The following is an 18347-nucleotide window of genomic DNA, read 5'->3' as shown; positions in this document are numbered from 1 at the left end:
CCGATGTTCACAAAGTTGTCACAGCGCGTGATTAAGCTAATGTCACCCGTTGCTTACAAAGGTAAAAACCATGACCATTCTTTCACGCGCCATCACACTGGGTTTGCTCTCACTCACGCTCGCCGGGCCGACACAGGCCGCTGGCAAAAGTACCCCGGCCACACCCAAAACACTGGCCAATGTCATTGTCCTGATCCCTGACGGCATGAGTGTCAGCGGCACCACGCTGGCACGTTTGTACCAGGGCAGCCCGCTGGCCCTGGACCCGCTGGCCAGCGGCTTGATGAGCACCTGGAATGGCGACGGCACCATTGCCGATTCTGCACCGGCTGGTTCGGCCATTTCCTCGGGCTGGAAATCCCAGACCGGCAACATCGCCAGCACCGGCAAGCTCTATGCCTTGCCAGGCGCCCGGGTGCCTGCCGCCGGTGAGGAATTACGCCCGGTGGCCACCATTCTGGAAGCCGCCCGCCTCAGTGGCCGCGCCACCGGCATCATCAGCACCAGTGAGTTCATGCACGCCACCCCGGCCGATTTCAGCGCCCACGACCCGTCGCGCGCCAGCTACGACAACCTGACCGAACAAATCGTCTACAACAAGCTCGATGTCATCCTGGGTGGCGGCATCAAGTACCTCAAACCCGAGTCCCGCAAGGACAAGGAAGACATGGCCGCCGTCTTGCGTGCCCGGGGTTATGCCTTGGTGGGCAACACCGCCGAGCTACAACAGTTTGCAGGCAACAAGCTGGTGGGTGTGTTTGGCAAGACCGACGCCCATACCGCACTGTCCTATGACCTGGACCGCGACCCGGTGCGTGAGCCCTCCCTGGCGCAGATGACCGCCAAGGCGATTGAGGTGCTGTCGGCTCGGCCCAAAGGTTTTTTCCTGATGGTGGAAGGCTCCAAGGTGGACTGGGCCGCCCACGCCAATGACACCGTGGGCATCGTCAGCGACGTGCTGGCTTTTGACAGGGCGGTCAAGGTGGCGCTGGACTTTGCCAAAACCAACAAGAACACCTTGGTGGTGGCGGTGACCGATCATGGCAACTCCGGCATCTCGATTGGTGACCGCTCCACCAGCAAAACCTACGACAAAACCCCCTGGACCAGCTTTATCGAGCCGCTCAAAAAAGCCAAGGTGACCGGGGAAGGCTTCGAAGCCCTGTTGCCTGCCAACCGGCTGGAGGCCACGGTGGACAGCCTGGGTGCTGAGATCCGCGCCCTGGCCAAGGAATGGCTGGGTGTGGAGGACCTGACAGATACCGAAGTGGAGAGCCTGCTCAAGGCCAAAAAGGGTGAGGTGAACTACGCCGTGGGCCCCATCGTCGCCAAACGCGCCAAGATCGGCTACACCACCAACGGCCACACCGGTGAAGATGTGGTGCTGTACAACTACGACCCGCGTGGCCGTCTGCTGGGTGGCCTGGTGGACAACACCCAGGTTGCCAGCTTCATGGCCAAGACACTGGGTGTGGACCTGGACCAGACCACCAGCAAGCTGTTTCTGGATGCGGCCGCTGCTTTTGGCGCCAAGGGTGCGCAGGTGGATGTCGACAACAGCGACACCGAGAACCCGGTGCTGGTGGTCAAAAAGGGTGAACACACCCTGCGTATGCCCCGCAACAAAAGTGTCGCCTGGCTCAATGACAAAGAAGTCAACTCCGATGGTGTCACCGTGTTCAACGGCAGCCGCTGGTTTGTGGCGCGCAACCTGGTGAATCTGGTCAAGTGAAGACCGTGGCGCCAAGTCTCCTGGCCCGGAGCGGGCGCCATGCTGGGTCTTTGTGTTTGCCAGGCTGGCGACATTTCTGGTCAAATAATTCTCTAGCCCTTTTAAATAAAGGGTGAGTAGCTCTGATTAACAGAGCGTTGTCAGCGGAATGTCGTGCTCAGCCGCCAGCGTCTCCAGCGCCTCACGGCTGAGCCCGGCGACAAAGTGGGCGATGGCCTGGCGGGTGCTGTCCTCTTGCATCATGGCTTGGCCGCGCCAGGGCAGGCCAGCTGCCATACACAGGGTCTGGGCAAAGTGCGGCTCCAGCGCGGCCAGGGCCACGCGGCCGTCCAGGCAGGGGTAAACCTGGTATCCGGCATGGCCTCCGCCAAGCAATGTGCCGGGCAGGGTGGCGCCCCAGCGGCGGGGCAGGGCCAGGTGGGCGGCGGCGTCGGACAAGGCCACTTCGATCCAGCTGCCCGCGCCGCTTTGGCGCTGCAGCAGCACGGCCTGTAATACCGCTTCGCTGGCCATCAGCGCACCACCCATGTCGGCGTACAGGGTGGTTGGCAGGTCCAGGCCAGTGATCAGACCGTTATCGGCCAGGTAGGTCAGGTCATGGCCCGGCAGGTCGGCGTTCACACCGGATGCACCGACGATGCTGACCACGGACAGCTTCGGGTAACGCGGCTGCAGGCTGGCCCAGTCCAGACCCAGTTTGCGCAGCGCGCTCGGGCGAAACGAGGTCAGCAGCACATCGGCCTGCGTCAGCTCGGTGTGTAGGGCCGCCTGGCCGACTTCGGTTTTGAGGTTGACAACCTGAACGTTGATGCCCTCATGCAAGTCCCGGTAGGCAGCCGGGCTGTAGTGGCTCATCGGGTCGCCGGTGAGGCTGGACGACACATCGGTGCTGCCGACGGCCTGTGGCGCGGGGGGCTCCAGCTTGTGACAACGTGCGCCCATCTGGCGGCAACGTTGCAGGGCGGCGGGGCCGGGCAGATTCAGGCTCAGGCTCAGGACCTGGACCCCCGTCAGGGCCTGGGGCAAATGCGTAGGTGTGGCGAGCATGGGTTTGGGGTAGTGCGGCTGGATGGCCCATTTTGACGCAGTGACTCAGGACCATCACACAGTTGGGTAACTGTCTTATGCCAAGCGCTGCAAAGTGTCATTCACATGACAGCGGGCAAGCATATAAACGCATCATGGGTATTGGGCTGGCGCTGGAGTTGCCAGGGTGGGCGGGTAGAATTCAGGAGTCGCTTGGGTTATCTCACCCAGCTGTTATTTTGGGCCTCTTCCCTGCTTGCCTGCCAGGATGTTTCCTCGCTGAAGACGCCCGTTGCCTCAAGGATTTTCATGAAACGTGTTGATGACTTTCGCCTGAAATTCGGCCAAAAAGAGTATGTGCCGATCATGGTGGGTGGTATGGGGGTCGATATTTCGACGGCAGAACTGGCACTGGAGACCGCCCGCCTGGGTGGCATTGGTCACATTTCGGATGCCATGGTCAACGATGTGTCTGACCGCCGTTTTGACACCAGTTTTGTCAAAGACAAAACCAAACTCTACAAACACAACATCCTTAATGCCGACAAGTCCGACGTCAAATTTGACCTGGACATCCTGGCCGAGGCCACGCGCAACCACGTGGGCGCCACCATGGAAGCCAAGAAGGGTGATGGCCTGATTTTTGTGAACTGCATGGAAAAGCTGACCATGAACGGTCCGCGCGAAACCCTGCAGGTGCGTATGGCCTCCGCGCTGGACGCGGGCATTGATGGCATCACGCTCAGCGCTGGCCTGCATCTGGGCTCGTTTGGGCTGATCGCAGACCACCCGCGTTTCCGTGACGCCAAGCTCGGCATCATCGTGTCCAGCGTGCGCGCCTTGCAGCTGTTTTTGCGCAAAAACGCGCGGCTGGACCGCAAGCCCGACTTCGTGGTGGTCGAAGGCCCGCTGGCTGGTGGTCACCTGGGTTTTGGCCTGGACTGGGCGCAGTACGACCTGGCCACCATCATTGCCGAGGTGATCAAGTTTGTGAAGGATGAGGAGCTCAACATCCCAGTGATCGCAGCCGGTGGCATCTTCACCGGCAGCGATGCGGTGTCTTTCCTGGAAAGTGGCTCAGCCGCAGTGCAGGTGGCCACCCGTTTCACCGTCGCCGAGGAATGTGGTCTGCCGGCCGATGTCAAGCAGGATTACTACATGGCCAACGAGGATGACATCGTGGTCAACACCATTTCGCCTACCGGTTACCCGATGCGTATGCTCAAGGGCTCCCCGGCGATTGGTGACGGCATCCGGCCCAATTGTGAGTCGTATGGCTACCTGCTTGATGGCAATGGCAACTGCGCCTATATCACCTCGTACAACCGTGAACTGGCGCTGAATCCCAGTGGCAAAAACATCTCGGTGATGGACAAAACCTGTTTGTGCACCCAGATGCGCAACTTCAAGCTGTGGACCTGCGGCCACTACACCTACCGCCTGAAAGACACCACGCGCCGGGGGCCGGATGGCAAATACCAGCTGTTGACAGCAGAACACATCTTCAACGACTACCTCTACAGCGTTGACCACCAGATTGCGCTGCCAGCCGGTATCTGAGCCCCCGTACCCCCGACCTGGCTGCCGCTGGATTGGTCGCAGCAGCTGTTTTGTCGGTTTCAGAAACTGAACAAGTCGATGAGTTTTTGCAGCGGGTCCAGATCAATCGAGCGGGTTGCCGTGTTGTCTGAGAGCGCATCCATGACCCAGTCACCCTGTGACATCGACACACCCGCCGGAGGTGCTGGCATGCTGACGGGTTGTTTGGCCAGGTTCACGCGCATGTAGTCGATCCACATCGGCAAGGCCACCGTGGCACCAAACTCATGGGTTCCCAGACTGCGCGGCTCATCAAACCCCATCCAGGCCACTGCGGTGGTGCTGCCGCTGTAGCCCGCAAACCAGCCGTCCACCGCGTCACTGCTGGTGCCGGTTTTGCCGGCCAGATCGTGCCGCGCCAGTTTTTGTGAGGCGCTGGCTGCGGTGCCCGAGCTGGTGACCTCGCGCAACAAACTGTCGGTGATGAAGGCGTTGCGGGCATCGAGCACACGGTTGGCTTCCTGTGCGGGCAGCACCGGGGCGGCTTCAAACAAGACATTGCCCCGGATGTCGGTGATTTTCTGGATCAGGTAGGGGTTGATCTGGAAGCCGCCATTGGCAAACACCGAATAAGCCCCGGCCAGCTGCAAGGGGGTGACCGCACCGGTCCCCAGGGCCAGCGTGTAGTTCACCGGCTGTTTGCTGGGGTCCAAGCCAAAACGGGGCAAAAAATCGTGGGCATAGGCCGGTGTGATGGCGCGCAGCAAACGCACTGCGGCCACGTTTTTGGACTTGGCCAGCGCGGTGCGCAGGGTGATGGCACCGTCAAACTGGTTGTCGTCGTTCTGCGGCTGCCAGGGCTGGCCGCCGGTTTCTTCGCTGGTGAGTGTCAACGGTGCGTCGTTCACCAGGGTGCCCGGTGTGTAACCTTTGTCGAGTGCGGCGGAATAGATGAAGGGTTTCATCGCCGAGCCGGGTTGGCGCCAGGCCTGGGTGACGTGGTTGAACTCGCTGCTGTAAAAGTCAAAACCACCCACCAGGGCGCGCATCGCACCGGTCTGGTTGTTCAGCGCCACCAGGGCCGCACCCACATTGGGGATCTGGCTTATGCGCCAGCGGCCTTTGTTGTCCTGCTCGACGCGGATCACCGAACCGGTCTTGATCTTGAGTGCCGCCGGGGCTTTGTCTTTCAAGGCATTGCTCGCAAAACGCAAACCTTCGGGCAACAACTCGATGCTGTTGCCGTTGGCCAAGACCGCCCGCACACTTTTGGGTGTGGCCGACAGCACCACGGCAGACAGCAGCGTGTCGCTGGCCGGGTACTTTTGCAGCGTGGCCTCGATCAACTTCTGACGCTCGGTGGCGTCTCGTGGCAGGTCAATCTGGGCTTGTGGGCCGCGGTAACCACGCCGCTGGTCATAGGCCAGCACCGAGCGGCGCACCGCGGCGTAGGCGGCGTCCTGGTCGGCACTGACCAAGGTGGTGTAGACGTTGATGCCGCGGGTGTAGGTGTCGTCCTTGAACTGGCCAAAAATCGCCTGGCGCACCATTTCGGCGGCGTAGGGGGCGTGGTTGTTGATGGACTGGCCTTCGGCCAGCACCTGAATGTTCTCCTTGAGTGCGGCCTGATATTGCGCCTCGGTGATGTACTTCAGGTCACGCATACGTTTGAGCACCAGTTGCTGGCGCGCTCTGGCACGCTGCGGGTTGGTGATCGGGTTGATGCTGGACGGCGCCTGCGGCAGCCCAGCCAGCATCGCAGCCTGGGCCAGGCTCAGGTCTTTGAGCGGTTTGCCAAAGTAGATGCGCGCTGCACTGCTGAAACCGTAGGCGCGTTGACCCAGGTAGACCTGGTTCATGTAGAGCTCCAGGATCTGGTCTTTGCTGAGTTCCGCCTCGATCTTGTAGGCCAACATCACCTCGGTGAGTTTGCGCGAGAACAGCTTCTCCTTGGTCAGGTAAAAGTCGCGCGCGACCTGCATGGTGATGGTGGAGGCCCCTTGTTTGAGCCCGCCGCTCAGGTCCGCCAGCACCGCACGCACCACACCTTTGTAGTCCACTCCACCGTGTTCGTAGAAGCGTGCGTCCTCAATGGCCAAGAGCGCCTGCTTTTGCACCAGGGGTATGTCTTTGATAGCAACAAAGTCCCGCCGCTCCTGGCCAAACTCGCCAATCAGCACGTTGTCGCTGGTGTACACCCGCAGGGGGATCTTGGGCCGGTAGTCGGTCATGGACTCCAGGCTGGGCAAATCCAGGGGAGAGGCGGCATACACACCGGGGCCGACCAGCACCCACAGCAACAACAGCGCACGGCAAAAGTGTGAAATGGACATCTTCAAGTTAGATCAGGTGGCCAGAACGGCTGGTGGGGTGGGGACTGATGCCAAGGCGCCGCGTGCTGAGCGGGGCAGTTGGCTGAGGTCGGTCTGTATGTGTTTGAAACAGCCGCTGATTGTCCAGCTTGCCGCCTGGGCTCGTGTGTCAGCTATGTGAACCTGACACGGTCTTTTGTAAGCAGATGCAAATTCAGAACTGGATACCCGCCGGGTTGCTGGGTGACACCCGTGTTGCCGCAGCGGGAGCCGGTGCGCTGGTTCTGGCGGGTGCTTCGGGCGCCTTGGCCTCACTGGGGGCCGACTCCGTGGGTTTGGCCGCCACCAGCGGGCTGGGCTCGGCATAACGGTAGCCGGTGGGCAGCTTGTTTTTCTCGGGGTAACCAGCGGCGTTGAGGTACTGTGTCCATTCGGGCGCGGAATAACCCTTGATTTGCTGGCCACCCACGGTGAGCAGCGGCACCGAGCTGGTGTTGGCCAGGCGTTTGAGCGATTCGGCATCGTCGTTGCTCTCGACGGTTTTCTCCGTGAAGGGGATGCCACGGCTGCGCAGCAAGGTGCGGCCCTCGTCACAGGGCATACATTCCTTGGCGCTGAACAGGGTTACCGGGTATTTCGCGGCCACCTGGCGCAACTCATAAGGCAGCGTGCTGGCTGCGCTGCCAGCGTCTTTGCCGTCTGCACTCAGGGGTGTGACTTTGGCCGCAGCGGCTGGCGGTTTGTCTGAAAAGGTGACGCGCCCGTCCGGCCCGACGATGCGGTAGAGCGTCTGCGCTTGTGCCAAGGGCTGGGTCAAGACGGAAACCGTGCAAAAACATAGCAGTCCACCCAATATGGATAAGGGCTTGCGTGCTCTGAGAGCACGAATATGAAGCTGACGATGTGCCATTTGCAGACCTCCTTTAACGCGTTTGGACCATGCCCTGGTGCCGCAACAAGGCGTCCAGCAGCGGCTCGCGCCCACGAAACGCCTTGAAAGACTCGATCGCCGGACGGCTGCCACCCGCCTCCAGGATCGCCTGGCGGTAACGCCGACCGGTGTCCAGACTGGGCTGGCCTTCAGCGCCCATGGTTTCCTCAAAGGCGGCATACGCATCAGCGCTGAGCACCTCGGCCCATTTGTAGCTGTAATACCCTGCCGCATAACCACCGGCAAAAATGTGGCTGAAGGTGTGGGCGGTGCGGCTCCAGCTCGGGGGCTGCAACACGGCCACTTCATCGCGCACCTGTTGCAGCAGGGGCATGATGTCCTGGGCCGGGTCGTGGGCGCTGTGCAACAACATGTCAAACAGCGAGAACTCGATCTGGCGCAGGGTCTGCATACCACTCTGGAAGTTTTTGGCCGCCAGCATCTTGTCGAACAGGGCGCGCGGCAACGGCTCGTCGGTGTCGACATGCGAGGTCATGTTCTTGAGCACCTCCCACTCCCAGCAGAAGTTCTCCATGAACTGGCTGGGCAACTCCACCGCATCCCACTCCACACCGCTGATGCCCGACACATCGCGCTCGTTCACCTGGGTCAGCAGGTGGTGCAAGCCGTGGCCAAACTCGTGGAACAGGGTGGTGACATCGTCGTGTGTCAGCAGGGCCGGGCGGCCAGCTACACTGGCGGCAAAGTTGCACACCAGGTGCGCCACCGGGGTTTGCAGGGTGTGGGTGTCGGGACGCAACCAGCGGGCACGCACGTCGTCCATCCAGGCGCCGCCGCGTTTGCCGTTGCGCGAGGTCGGGTCCAGGTAAAACTGGCCGACCAGCGTGTTGGCTGTGTCACCGGCCTGTGTGGCGGGGCGCTCAATGCGGTAAAAGCGCACGTCTTCATGCCAGACCGGGGCGTGGTCTTCGCGGATCTGCACCTCAAACAGGGTTTCGACAATCTGGAACAGACCGGCCAGCACCTTGGGCAGCGGGAAGTACTGTTTGACTTCTTGCTCGTTGAAGGCGTAGCGGACTTCCTTGAGTTTTTCACTGACATAGGGCCAGTCCCAGGCTTGCGGGTCAGTCAGGCCCAGTTGTTCCGTCGCAAAGCTGCGCATGTCAGCCAGGTCTTGTTCGGCAAAGGGCTTGGCGCGTGTTGCCAGGTCACGCAGGAAGTGGATGACTTTGTCGGGCGACTCAGCCATCTTGGGCACCACCGAGAGGGTGGCAAAGTTGGCGTAGCCCAGCAGCTGGGCTTCTTCGAGGCGCAGCGCCAGCAACTCCTTGATCAGCTCGGAGTTGTCAAACTTCTGGCTGGTCTCATCGGCCTGGTTGGAGGCGCGTGTCACGTAGGCGCGGTATAGCTTTTCACGCAGCGCGCTGCTTTTGGCAAACTGCATGATGGGCAGGTAACACGGCATTTTGAGCGTGAGTTTGTAGCCCTCTTTGCCATCTGCTTGCGCGGCCGATTGGGCGGCCTGCACGATGTCGTGGGGCACACCGTTTAGCTCGTCCAGCGTGGCGTAGTAGGCAAAGGCGTCGGTCGCGTCGAGCGCGTTTTCGCTGAATTTTTGGCTGGCTGCGGCCTGCAACTCCTGGATGGCCGCAAACCGTTCGCGCGCTGCCCCTTGAAGCTCCGCACCACCGAGCACAAAGTTGCGCAAGGCGTTTTTGTGCGCCTGGCGCTGCTCGGCTGTCAGGGTGCTGGGGTCAATGACTTTGTATTTGGCGTACAGGCGTTCATCAGCCCCCAGGCGGGTGTAGAACTCGGTGACCTTGGGCAGGGCGGCATTGAAGGCGGCGCGTAACTCGGGGCTGTCGGCCACGCTGTTGAGGTGGCTGACGGCGCCCCAGGCGCGTGACAATTGCTCGGTGGCCACATCGAGCACACGGGCCATGTTGTCCCACTTGGCCTCGAAAGCTGGTGCGGTGACGCTCTCAAGCGCCTGGTTGGCCTGGGTCAGCAGTTGTTCGAGCGCCGGTTCGATGTGCTCCGGGCGAATCTGGTCAAACGCGGGCAGGTCGTCAAAAGAGAGAAGGGGATTGGTCATGGTGTTCAGATGGTGCTGCGTTCGGCGGCTTCAAGGGTGTTGACCAGCAACATGGTAATGGTCATCGGGCCAACACCACCCGGTACCGGGGTAATGAAGCCTGCGACCTGGCGCACGCTTTCAAAATCCACATCACCGCAAAGCTTGCCCTCGTCATTGCGGTTCATGCCGACATCGAGCACCACCGCGCCGGGTTTGACCATGTCGGCGGTCAGCACATTGCGCTTGCCCACCGCCGCCACGATCACGTCGGCCTGCAGTGTCATTGCCTTGAGATCGGCTGTGGCGCTGTGGCAGATGGTGACGGTGGCGTTTTTCTGCAGCAGCATCATGGCCATGGGTTTGCCCACGATGTTGGAGCGGCCAATCACCACCGCGTGTTTGCCACGCAGGTCGTAACCAATGGACTCCAGCATCTTCATGCAGCCATAAGGGGTGCAGGGCCAGAAACCCGGCATGCCTGTCATCAACGCACCGGCGCTGGCGATGTGGAAACCGTCGACATCCTTCAGGGGCGAAATCGCCTCGATCACCTTGCTGGCGTCAATGTGTTTGGGCACCGGCAGCTGCACCAGGATGCCGTGGATGGCCGGGTCGGCATTGAGCCGGGCAATGTGGGCCAGCAACTCGGCTTCACTGAGGCTGGCCTCGTACTTTTCGAGCACCGAGTGAAAACCGCAGTCTTCACAACCCTTGACCTTGTTGCGTACATAAACCTGGCTGGCCGGGTTGTCACCGACCAGGATCACCGCCAGGCCGGGGGTGATGCCACGGGCCTTGAGGGCGCGGGCGCGCTCGGTCACATCCAGGCGCAATTGTTTGGACAGGGCCACGCCGTCAATGAGTTGGGCGCTGGGGGCAGGTGTGTTCATTGCAAATCCATCATAAAAAAAGCCCGCTAGTCCTTACGGGGCGGGCGTTGATAGCTATTCTAAAAATAGCAAAAGAGAAGCCGGTTCGGGCTCAGGCTTTGACCGCATTGGGTCCTAGGGCCACTTTCAGCAGGTCGGCCACGGTGTTGGCGTTGAGCTTTTCCATGATGTTGGCGCGGTGCGCCTCCACCGTCTTGATGCTGATGCCCAGGTCGTCGGCGATCTGCTTATTTAAACGGCCCGCCACAATGCGTTCGAGCACCTGCGACTCGCGCAGGGTCAGGCGTGCCATCAGGGCGTCGCGTGCGGCGGTGCTTTGGTATTCGGCAAAAGCGCCTTTGGCCTGCTCCAGCATGCGCTCCACCAGCGGCACCAGCTGTTCTTCCTGGAACGGCTTCTGGATGAAGTCCATTGCGCCCTTTTTCATGGTGTCCACCGCCATTGGCACATCACCGTGGCCGGTGATGAACGAGAGGGGCAGGGGGGAATGGGCTTCCATCAGACGGGACTGCAGTTCCAGACCGGTCATGCCCGGCATGCGGATGTCGATGATCAAGCAGGCCACTTCGCGCGGGTCGTAGCGACTCAGAAAGGACTCGGCGGAGTCGAAACACCTGACCCGGTAATCTTTGCCCTCCAACATCCACTGCAAGGAATCTCGCACGGCCTCATCATCATCAACGACATAGACAGTGCCTTTTTTGGGGATCAAACTCATGACGGTACCTGAAATCCTGGTTGTTCAGAACGCTTCGCGGGCGGCGCTGAGAGGGGGTCCGGGTTGGGTATCCAGAACGTGAAACAGCAGCCAACGACAGCCTCGCCATTGTAGAGGTTCTCCGCTTTCATTCTGCCCAGGTGAGATTCCACAATGGAACGGCACAAAGACAGGCCAATGCCCATGCCTTCGGGCTTGGTCGAGTAGAACGCCTCGTACAGCCGCGCCATGACTTCCGGCGCAATGCCCTGGCCCGAGTCGGACACCTTGAATTCAACCACCGGCTTGTCGTCGACCCAGGCCGTGGCCACCCGCAGTTTCACCAGGCGCTGTGCGGTGGGCTTCTGGGCGGTGTCGATGGATTCGGCGGCGTTTTTCAGCAGGTTCAGCAGCACCTGCTCGATCAGAATCGGGTCCACCAGGATGTTGGGCAGGTTGGGGGCGACATATTGGTTGAGCTTGACGTTGCGCCGACGCAGCTCGATTTCGGCCAGTTCCACCGCTTCGGACACCAGAGTGCTCACATTGGCAATGCTGCGGTTGGGCTCACTGCGCCGCACAAATGAGCGGATGCGCTGGATGATCTGCCCGGCACGGTGCGCCTGGCGGCCGGTTTTCTCCAAAGCGCCGAGCAGCTCGTTTTGGGTGATCTGGTTGCCTTTGATGCGCGACAACATGCCGTTGCAGTAGTTGTTGATGGCGGTGAGTGGCTGGTTGAGCTCGTGTGCCACGCTGGAGGCCATCTCGCCCATGGTGATCAAACGACTCGACGCCTGGGCGCGTTCGGCCTGGATCTCGGCCTGTTCTTCGGCCATACGGCGTGCGGTGATGTCGGTGGCAATCACCATCTGCGCCAGGCGACCATCAACCCAGCTCAGGTAGCGGGTGCGCACCTCCAGCCAGCGGCCCAAGCTGCCCAGATAGACCTCGGCACTCTCGGCCTCCTTGTCTGAGAGTTGGCTGGTGGGCAGGCCGGCAAAAGCGTCCACCATGTCCTGTGATTCGTCACTGTGGTTGAGCGCCGGCACACCGGCTTCGGCCACCAGTTGCAGGTGCCCCTGGGCTTCGGTGCCAAACCACAGGCGGTACAACTTGTTCGCAAACAGCAGCTCATGGCTGCCCAGCGGCGCCACCGAAATGGAGGCATCCAGGGCTTCCAGCACCGCCGTGAAACGCTCGTGCGAGGCGGCGAGTTGTTCACGCACCCGGGTCGGCTCGGTGATGTCCGTCATCGAGGTCATCCAGCCGGTTTGCTGGCCAAAGGCGTCGATCAGCGGCGAGACATACAGGTGCGCCTCAAAGATCTCGCCGTTCTTGCGTTTGACCCGGAACTGGATGCCGCTGGGCTGGATCAGGCCGGCGAGTTCCTCGCGCAGCCTGGCCCGCAGCGCTTCGTGGTCACTCTCAGGCCAATAGGGGAAGGGCGCGGTCTGGTTCACCAGTTCGGCCTCGCTCCAGCCCGTCATCTGGCAAAACGCGGTGTTCACATAGGTGATGCGCCCGTGCAGGTCGAGCGCGCGCATGCCGGTGAGCATCGAGTTCTCCATGGCCCGGCGAAAAGCGGTTTCGCGGATCAGTGCCTCTTGCGCCTGGATGCGCCTTCGGGTGTGGCGCCAATTGGCCAGCAGCAGCCAGGCCGTCACCGCACTGAGCACCATCACCAGCCAGAACAGGCCACTGCCAATCACCCCCAGCGAGGTGCGGTAGGCCTGACCACGCAGCGACAAACCATTGCCGATGGGGGACACCGGCAGCTGGTAGGCGTTGACCGGATTGGCCCAGGGCAAGATGCTGCGGGTGAGGGTCTTCTCCACCAGGCTGGTACCTGCCAGCACCTTGCTGTCGGCGTCCAGAAAAGCGATGGCGTATTTGGAAGTGACCTCGGACGGCACACCGTAGCGGAAGATCGCATCGACCGAGTAGGTCACGATCAGGTCACCCTTGAAGCGGGTTTTGTCGATCAGTGGCAGGTGCAATTGCACCAGAGTGGGGCCGTTGTCCTGCTTGCGCGGGGTGGAATACACCGGCAACAACACGTCGCGCACCAGCAGGTAGTTCTGCACGGTTTCCTCCACACGGCGGCGGATCTGGGCGCTTTGTTTGGAAGAGCGCGCCAGCACACCGCTGGCGTCAAAACTGCCACGTTCCCGGAAGCCGTCGTCCATCCAGGTCATGCTTTGAATCTCTGGAAACTGGTTGCTAAAGGCCTCAGCCCGTTTGAGGAAACTGTCCTCCGACACCTCTCGGCCTGCCATTTCGCGGGCGAAGCGCATCAGCTGCTCTTGTTGCTCCAACAGGCGCAGGCGCACCCGTTGCTGGGAGTACTCCACATCACGGTGGATGGCCTCGCGCTCGCGCGCGATTTCTTCAAAACGCAGGTAGGCAAACGCTGACAGGATGGCCGCCAAAAACAGCAGCACCGCGGCCAGCGGCGCCAGCATGGCCAGTCGGTCTTGGCGGTGGGCTGTTTGCCCCTTCCACCAACGGCGTAATCTGGCGCGTGGGTCAAGCGTATCCGGGCTGTCGCTGGGCTGAGAAAGGGGCAAAGGCATGGGGCCAAGTGTAGGGGCTTGGGATTTTGAAATTGGATTCTAAATTTCATAATGCGAATTGACCCTACGCAATTTGAAATTTATTGAAATACCCCTAGAATCCCGCTCGCGACAAAAACGGCCAAACCCACTAACATTCCCCGGCCACCATACAGGAGACATGCATGTCAGTAGTACCCGATAACCGTACCGCCATTGATGCGGATGCCCAGGAAACCCGCGAGTGGATGGACGCACTGAGCGCCGTTATTGAAAAAGAAGGCCCAGCGCGCGCGCACTATCTATTAGAGCAACTGCTGGAACACGCCCGGCAAAACAGCCTGGACATGCCGTTTTCGGCCAACACCGGTTACGTCAACACCATCGAGCCCGACCAGGAAGAACGCTGCCCGGGCAACATCGAGATTGAAGAACGCCTGCGCGCCTACATGCGCTGGAATGCCATGGCCATGGTGGTCAAAGCCAACCGCCATCACCCTGAAGATGGTGGGGATTTGGGTGGCCATATCGGCTCTTTTGCCTCGCTGGCCAGCCTGTTTGGTGCAGGCTTCAACCATTTCTGGCATGCCGAGAGCAAAGACCATGGCGGTGACTGCCTGTATGTCCAGGGCCATGTGGCCCCTGGCGTGTACGCCCGCGCCTTTCTGGAAGGTCGCCTGACCGAAGAGCAGTTGCTCAACTTCCGCCAGGAAACCGCTGGCAAGGGGCTGTCGAGCTACCCGCATCCGAAACTGATGCCCGAGTTCTGGCAGTTCCCCACGGTGTCGATGGGCCTGGGCCCGCTGATGGCGATTTACCAGGCGCGTTTCCTGAAGTACCTGCATGCCCGTGGCATTGCCGACACCAGCAAGCGCAAGGTCTGGGTGTTCTGCGGCGACGGCGAAATGGACGAGGTCGAAAGCCTGGGTGCCATTGGTCTGGCCGCGCGTGAAAAACTCGACAACCTGGTGTTTGTCATCAACTGCAACCTGCAGCGTCTGGACGGCCCGGTGCGTGGCAACGGCAAGATCATCCAGGAGCTTGAAGGCACCTTCCGCGGTGCGGGCTGGAATGTGATCAAACTGATCTGGGGTGGCAACTGGGATCCGCTGCTGGCGCGCGACAAGGATGGCGCCCTGCGCAAGGTCATGATGGACACGCTCGACGGCGACTATCAGGCCTTCAAGGCCAACGACGGCGCGTTTGTGCGCAAACACTTCTTCGGCCGCTCGCCCGAGACAGCAAAGATGGTCGAGAAGATGAGTGATCAAGAGATCTTCGGCTTGCAACGTGGTGGTCACGACCCGCAAAAGGTCTACGCGGCTTACCACAAGGCCGTCAACCACACCGGCCAGCCTACGGTGCTGCTGATCAAAACCGTCAAAGGTTATGGCATGGGCAAGATTGGCGAGGGCAAGAACAACGTGCACCAGACCAAAAAACTTGGTGATGACGACATCCGCGCCTTCCGTGACCGCTTCAATATCCCGATTCCCGACAGCCAGCTGGCTGACCTGCCGTTCTACAAACCGGCCGACGACACCCCCGAGATGCAGTACCTGCATGCCCGCCGTCAGGCGCTTGGTGGCTACCTGCCGCACCGCCGCACCAAGGCCGATGAGTCCTTCACCGTGCCGTCCATCGAGACCTTCAAGTCGGTGATGGAACCCACCGCACCAGGCCGCGAAATTTCGACGACCCAAGCCTATGTACGTTTCCTCACCCAGCTGCTGCGTGACCAGGCGCTGGGCCCACGTGTCGTGCCGATCTTGGTCGATGAGGCCCGCACCTTTGGTATGGAAGGCCTGTTTCGTCAGATTGGTATCTACAACCCGGCGGGCCAGCAGTACACCCCGGTCGACAAAGACCAGGTGATGTACTACAAGGAAGACGTCAAGGGGCAGATCCTGCAGGAAGGCATCAACGAAGCTGGCGGCATGAGCAGCTGGATTGCAGCTGCCACCAGCTACTCCACCAGCAACCGCATCATGGTGCCGTTCTACGTGTACTACTCGATGTTCGGCTTCCAGCGCATTGGCGACTTGGCTTGGGCTGCGGGTGACATGCAAGCGCGTGGCTTCTTGCTGGGCGGTACCTCCGGGCGCACCACCCTTAACGGCGAAGGCCTGCAGCACGAAGACGGCCACAGCCACATCCTGGCGGGCACCATTCCGAACTGCATTAGCTACGACCCGACCTTTGCGCACGAAGTTGGTGTGATCCTGCACCACGGCCTCAAACGCATGGTCGAGAAGCAAGACAACGTCTTCTACTACCTGACCCTGCTCAATGAAAACTACGCGATGCCGGGCCTGACCCCAGGCACCGAAGAGCAGATCATCAAGGGCATGTACCTGTGCAAGCCCGGTGTCGAAGGCGCCAACAACCCGCGTGTGCAGTTGCTCGGTTCGGGCACCATCCTGCGCGAGAGTTTTGTCGCACAAAAGCTGCTGGCCCAGGACTGGGGCGTGACCGCCGACGTCTGGAGCTGCCCGAGCTTCAACGAACTGGCGCGTGATGGCCAGGAAGCCGAACGCCAGAACTTGCTGCACCCGGCAGACACCCCCGTGGTGTCCTTTGTGGCGCAGCAGCTGCAAGGCAGCGAAGGTCCGGTGGTGGCGTCGACCGACTACATCAAGGCCTATGCCGAGCAGATCCGTCCCTACATCCCGAAGGGCCGCACCTACAAGGTGCTGGGCACCGACGGTTTTGGCCGAAGCGATTTCCGCAGCAAGCTGCGTGAACACTTCGAGATCAACCGCTACTACATCGTGGTGGCGGCGCTCAAGGCATTGAGTGAAGAGGGCAAGGTGCCCGTCGCCAAGGTGGTGGAAGCCATTGCCAAATACGGCATCGATACCAACAAAGTCAACCCCCTTTACGCCTGAGCGAGCGGAGACACAACATGGCAATTCTGGACATCAAAGTGCCCGACATTGGCGACTTCGACGAAGTCACCGTGATCGAGCTGCTGGTCAAACCTGGCGACACGGTGCGCGCGGACCAATCCCTGCTGACGGTGGAGTCCGACAAGGCCTCCATGGAAATCCCTTCAAGCCACGCCGGCGTGGTCAAGGAACTCAAGGTCGCGCTGGGCGACAAGGTCAAACAAGGCTCGCTGGTGCTGCTGCTCGAAGTGGCGGGTGAGGCTTCTGCGCCCAATCCGGCGCCAGCCACCGTGGAACAAGCGCCTGCTGCTGCAGCTTCTGTAGCGCCTGCGGCCGCTGCTGCACCTGTCGCCCCAACACCGGCTGCACCAGTAGCCGCTGCCGCTGCCGCTGGCCCGGTCGAAGTGCGTGTGCCCGACATTGGCGACTTCAAGGACGTGACCGTGATCGAGGTCATGGTCAAGGTCGGTGACAGCGTCAAGCTCGAGCAAAGCCTGGTCACCGTCGAGTCGGACAAAGCCTCGATGGAAATCCCGTCTGGCGCCGCCGGTGTTGTGCAGGAACTCAAGGTCAAGCTCGGTGACACCGTCAACATCGGTGACCTGTTGCTGATTTTGCAAGGCACAACTGCTGCTGCACCCGCCGCTGCAGCACCGGCTGCTGCCGTGGCTGCAACGCCAAATGTGCCTGCAGCGCCCGTCGCACAAGCGCCAGCAGCTCCTGTTGCTGTAGCAGCACCCGCCGCCGTGGCAGCAGCACCTGCGCTGCCCGCGCACAACCCGACCGCCTTGGCGCTGGGCCTGCCGCATGCCTCTCCGTCCGTGCGCAAGTTCGCGCGTGAGCTGGGTGTGCCGCTGGCCGAGGTCAAAGGCACGGGCCTCAAAGGCCGCATCACCGATGCCGACATCGAATCCTTCACCCGCTCGGTCATGAGTGGCGCAGTGCAAACCGCTGCCATCGCTGCGCAACAAGCCGCCAAACCCGCGGCCGCTGGTGGCGGCGAAGGCCTGGGCCTGATCCCCTGGCCGAAGGTCGACTTTGCCAAGTTTGGTCCGATCGAGCGCAAGGAGATGAGCCGCATCAAGAAGATCAGCGGCGCCAACCTGCTGCGCAATGCGATCATGATCCCGGCCGTCACCAACCACGACGACGCCGACATCACCGACCTGGAAGCCTTCCGTGTCCTGACCAACAAGGAAAACGAGAAGAGTGGTGTCAAGGTCACCATGCTGGCGTTCCTGATCAAGGCCTGCGTGGCCGCGCTCAAGAAATTCCCCGATTTCAACAGCAGTCTGGACGGCGACGCCGTGGTCTACAAGCAGTATTACCACATCGGTTTTGCTGCAGATACCCCCAATGGCCTGATGGTGCCGGTGATCAAAGACGCCGACAAAAAAGGCATCTTCCAGATCAGCCAGGAAATGTCCGAGTTGGCCAAAAAGGCGCGTGACGGCAAACTGAGCCCGGCAGAAATGTCTGGCGCCACCTTCACCATTTCTTCCTTGGGCGGCATTGGCGGGCGTTATTTCACCCCGATCATCAACGCGCCTGAGGTGGCGATTTTGGGTGTTTGCCGCTCCACCATGGAGCCGGTCTGGGACGGCAAGGCCTTCCAGCCGCGCCTGATGTTGCCGCTGAGCCTGACCTGGGACCACCGCGTGATCGACGGCGCTGCTGCTGCGCGCTTCAACGTCTATCTGGCCCAGATCCTGGGCGACTTCCGCCGCGTACTGCTGTAAAGG

Annotated in this window: 11 protein-coding genes; 4 read left to right on the top strand and 7 right to left on the bottom strand. The window is 61.1% G+C overall.

Annotated elements, in window-relative coordinates:
* Window positions 1-70: 70 nt before the first annotated feature.
* The gene (locus tag FDG13_RS09740; protein WP_180127129.1) at window positions 71-1732 is read left to right on the top strand and encodes an alkaline phosphatase; all 1662 of its coding nucleotides are present in this window, start codon (window positions 71-73) and stop codon (window positions 1730-1732) included.
* A 126-nt stretch (window positions 1733-1858) separates the two neighbouring features.
* On the opposite strand, the gene FDG13_RS09735 is transcribed toward FDG13_RS09740, so the two are convergent.
* Entirely contained in the window at window positions 1859-2779 is a 921-nt protein-coding gene (locus FDG13_RS09735) for a CoA transferase (RefSeq protein WP_180127127.1), read from the bottom strand.
* A 288-nt stretch (window positions 2780-3067) separates the two neighbouring features.
* On the opposite strand from FDG13_RS09735, the gene FDG13_RS09730 reads away from it, so the two are divergent.
* Window positions 3068-4318: a nitronate monooxygenase gene (locus FDG13_RS09730; protein ID WP_180127125.1), complete on the top strand. Its 1251-nt coding sequence runs from the start codon at window positions 3068-3070 to the stop codon at window positions 4316-4318.
* Window positions 4319-4377: 59 nt separating this feature from the next.
* Here the strand turns inward: FDG13_RS09730 and FDG13_RS09725 are convergent, their stop codons facing one another.
* The 6 genes from FDG13_RS09725 to FDG13_RS09700 all read right to left on the bottom strand — a co-directional run bounded on the left by FDG13_RS09725 (window position 4378) and on the right by FDG13_RS09700 (window position 13738).
* Window positions 4378-6630 (bottom strand): penicillin-binding protein 1A, encoded by a 2253-nt coding sequence (locus FDG13_RS09725; protein WP_180127123.1) that lies wholly within the window; start codon window positions 6628-6630, stop codon window positions 4378-4380.
* A gap of 193 nt (window positions 6631-6823) precedes the next feature.
* Window positions 6824-7426, bottom strand: a complete 603-nt coding sequence (locus FDG13_RS09720; protein ID WP_255435182.1) for a glutaredoxin family protein — start codon at window positions 7424-7426, stop codon at window positions 6824-6826.
* A 106-nt stretch (window positions 7427-7532) separates the two neighbouring features.
* On the bottom strand, window positions 7533-9596 hold the full coding sequence (locus FDG13_RS09715) for a M3 family metallopeptidase (protein ID WP_180127119.1): 2064 nt from the start codon (window positions 9594-9596) through the stop codon (window positions 7533-7535).
* 5 nt (window positions 9597-9601) lie between these two features.
* Window positions 9602-10468 carry a bifunctional methylenetetrahydrofolate dehydrogenase/methenyltetrahydrofolate cyclohydrolase FolD gene (gene folD, locus FDG13_RS09710; RefSeq protein WP_180127117.1) on the bottom strand — a complete coding sequence of 289 codons (867 nt, stop codon included), beginning with the start codon at window positions 10466-10468 and terminating at the stop codon, window positions 9602-9604.
* Between the two features lie 91 nt (window positions 10469-10559).
* Window positions 10560-11186 (bottom strand): response regulator transcription factor, encoded by a 627-nt coding sequence (locus FDG13_RS09705; protein WP_078365703.1) that lies wholly within the window; start codon window positions 11184-11186, stop codon window positions 10560-10562.
* Entirely contained in the window at window positions 11183-13738 is a 2556-nt protein-coding gene (locus tag FDG13_RS09700; protein ID WP_218942684.1) for a PAS domain-containing sensor histidine kinase, read from the bottom strand. The genes FDG13_RS09705 and FDG13_RS09700 overlap by 4 nt, the downstream gene beginning before the upstream one ends.
* Before the next feature lie 164 nt (window positions 13739-13902).
* Here FDG13_RS09700 and aceE point away from each other — a divergent pair, with 164 nt between their 5' ends.
* Window positions 13903-16605 carry a pyruvate dehydrogenase (acetyl-transferring), homodimeric type gene (gene aceE, locus FDG13_RS09695; protein WP_180127115.1) on the top strand — a complete coding sequence of 901 codons (2703 nt, stop codon included), beginning with the start codon at window positions 13903-13905 and terminating at the stop codon, window positions 16603-16605.
* 17 nt (window positions 16606-16622) lie between these two features.
* Window positions 16623-18344, top strand: coding sequence for a dihydrolipoyllysine-residue acetyltransferase (gene aceF, locus FDG13_RS09690; protein WP_180127113.1), 1722 nt, complete (start codon window positions 16623-16625; stop codon window positions 18342-18344).
* The last annotated feature ends 3 nt before the right edge of the window (window positions 18345-18347 follow it).

This window comes from Rhodoferax sp. BLA1, assembly GCF_013416775.1.
Classification (GTDB): Bacteria; Pseudomonadota; Gammaproteobacteria; order Burkholderiales; family Burkholderiaceae_C; genus Rhodoferax.
This window is presented reverse-complemented; position numbering and strand designations above follow the sequence as displayed.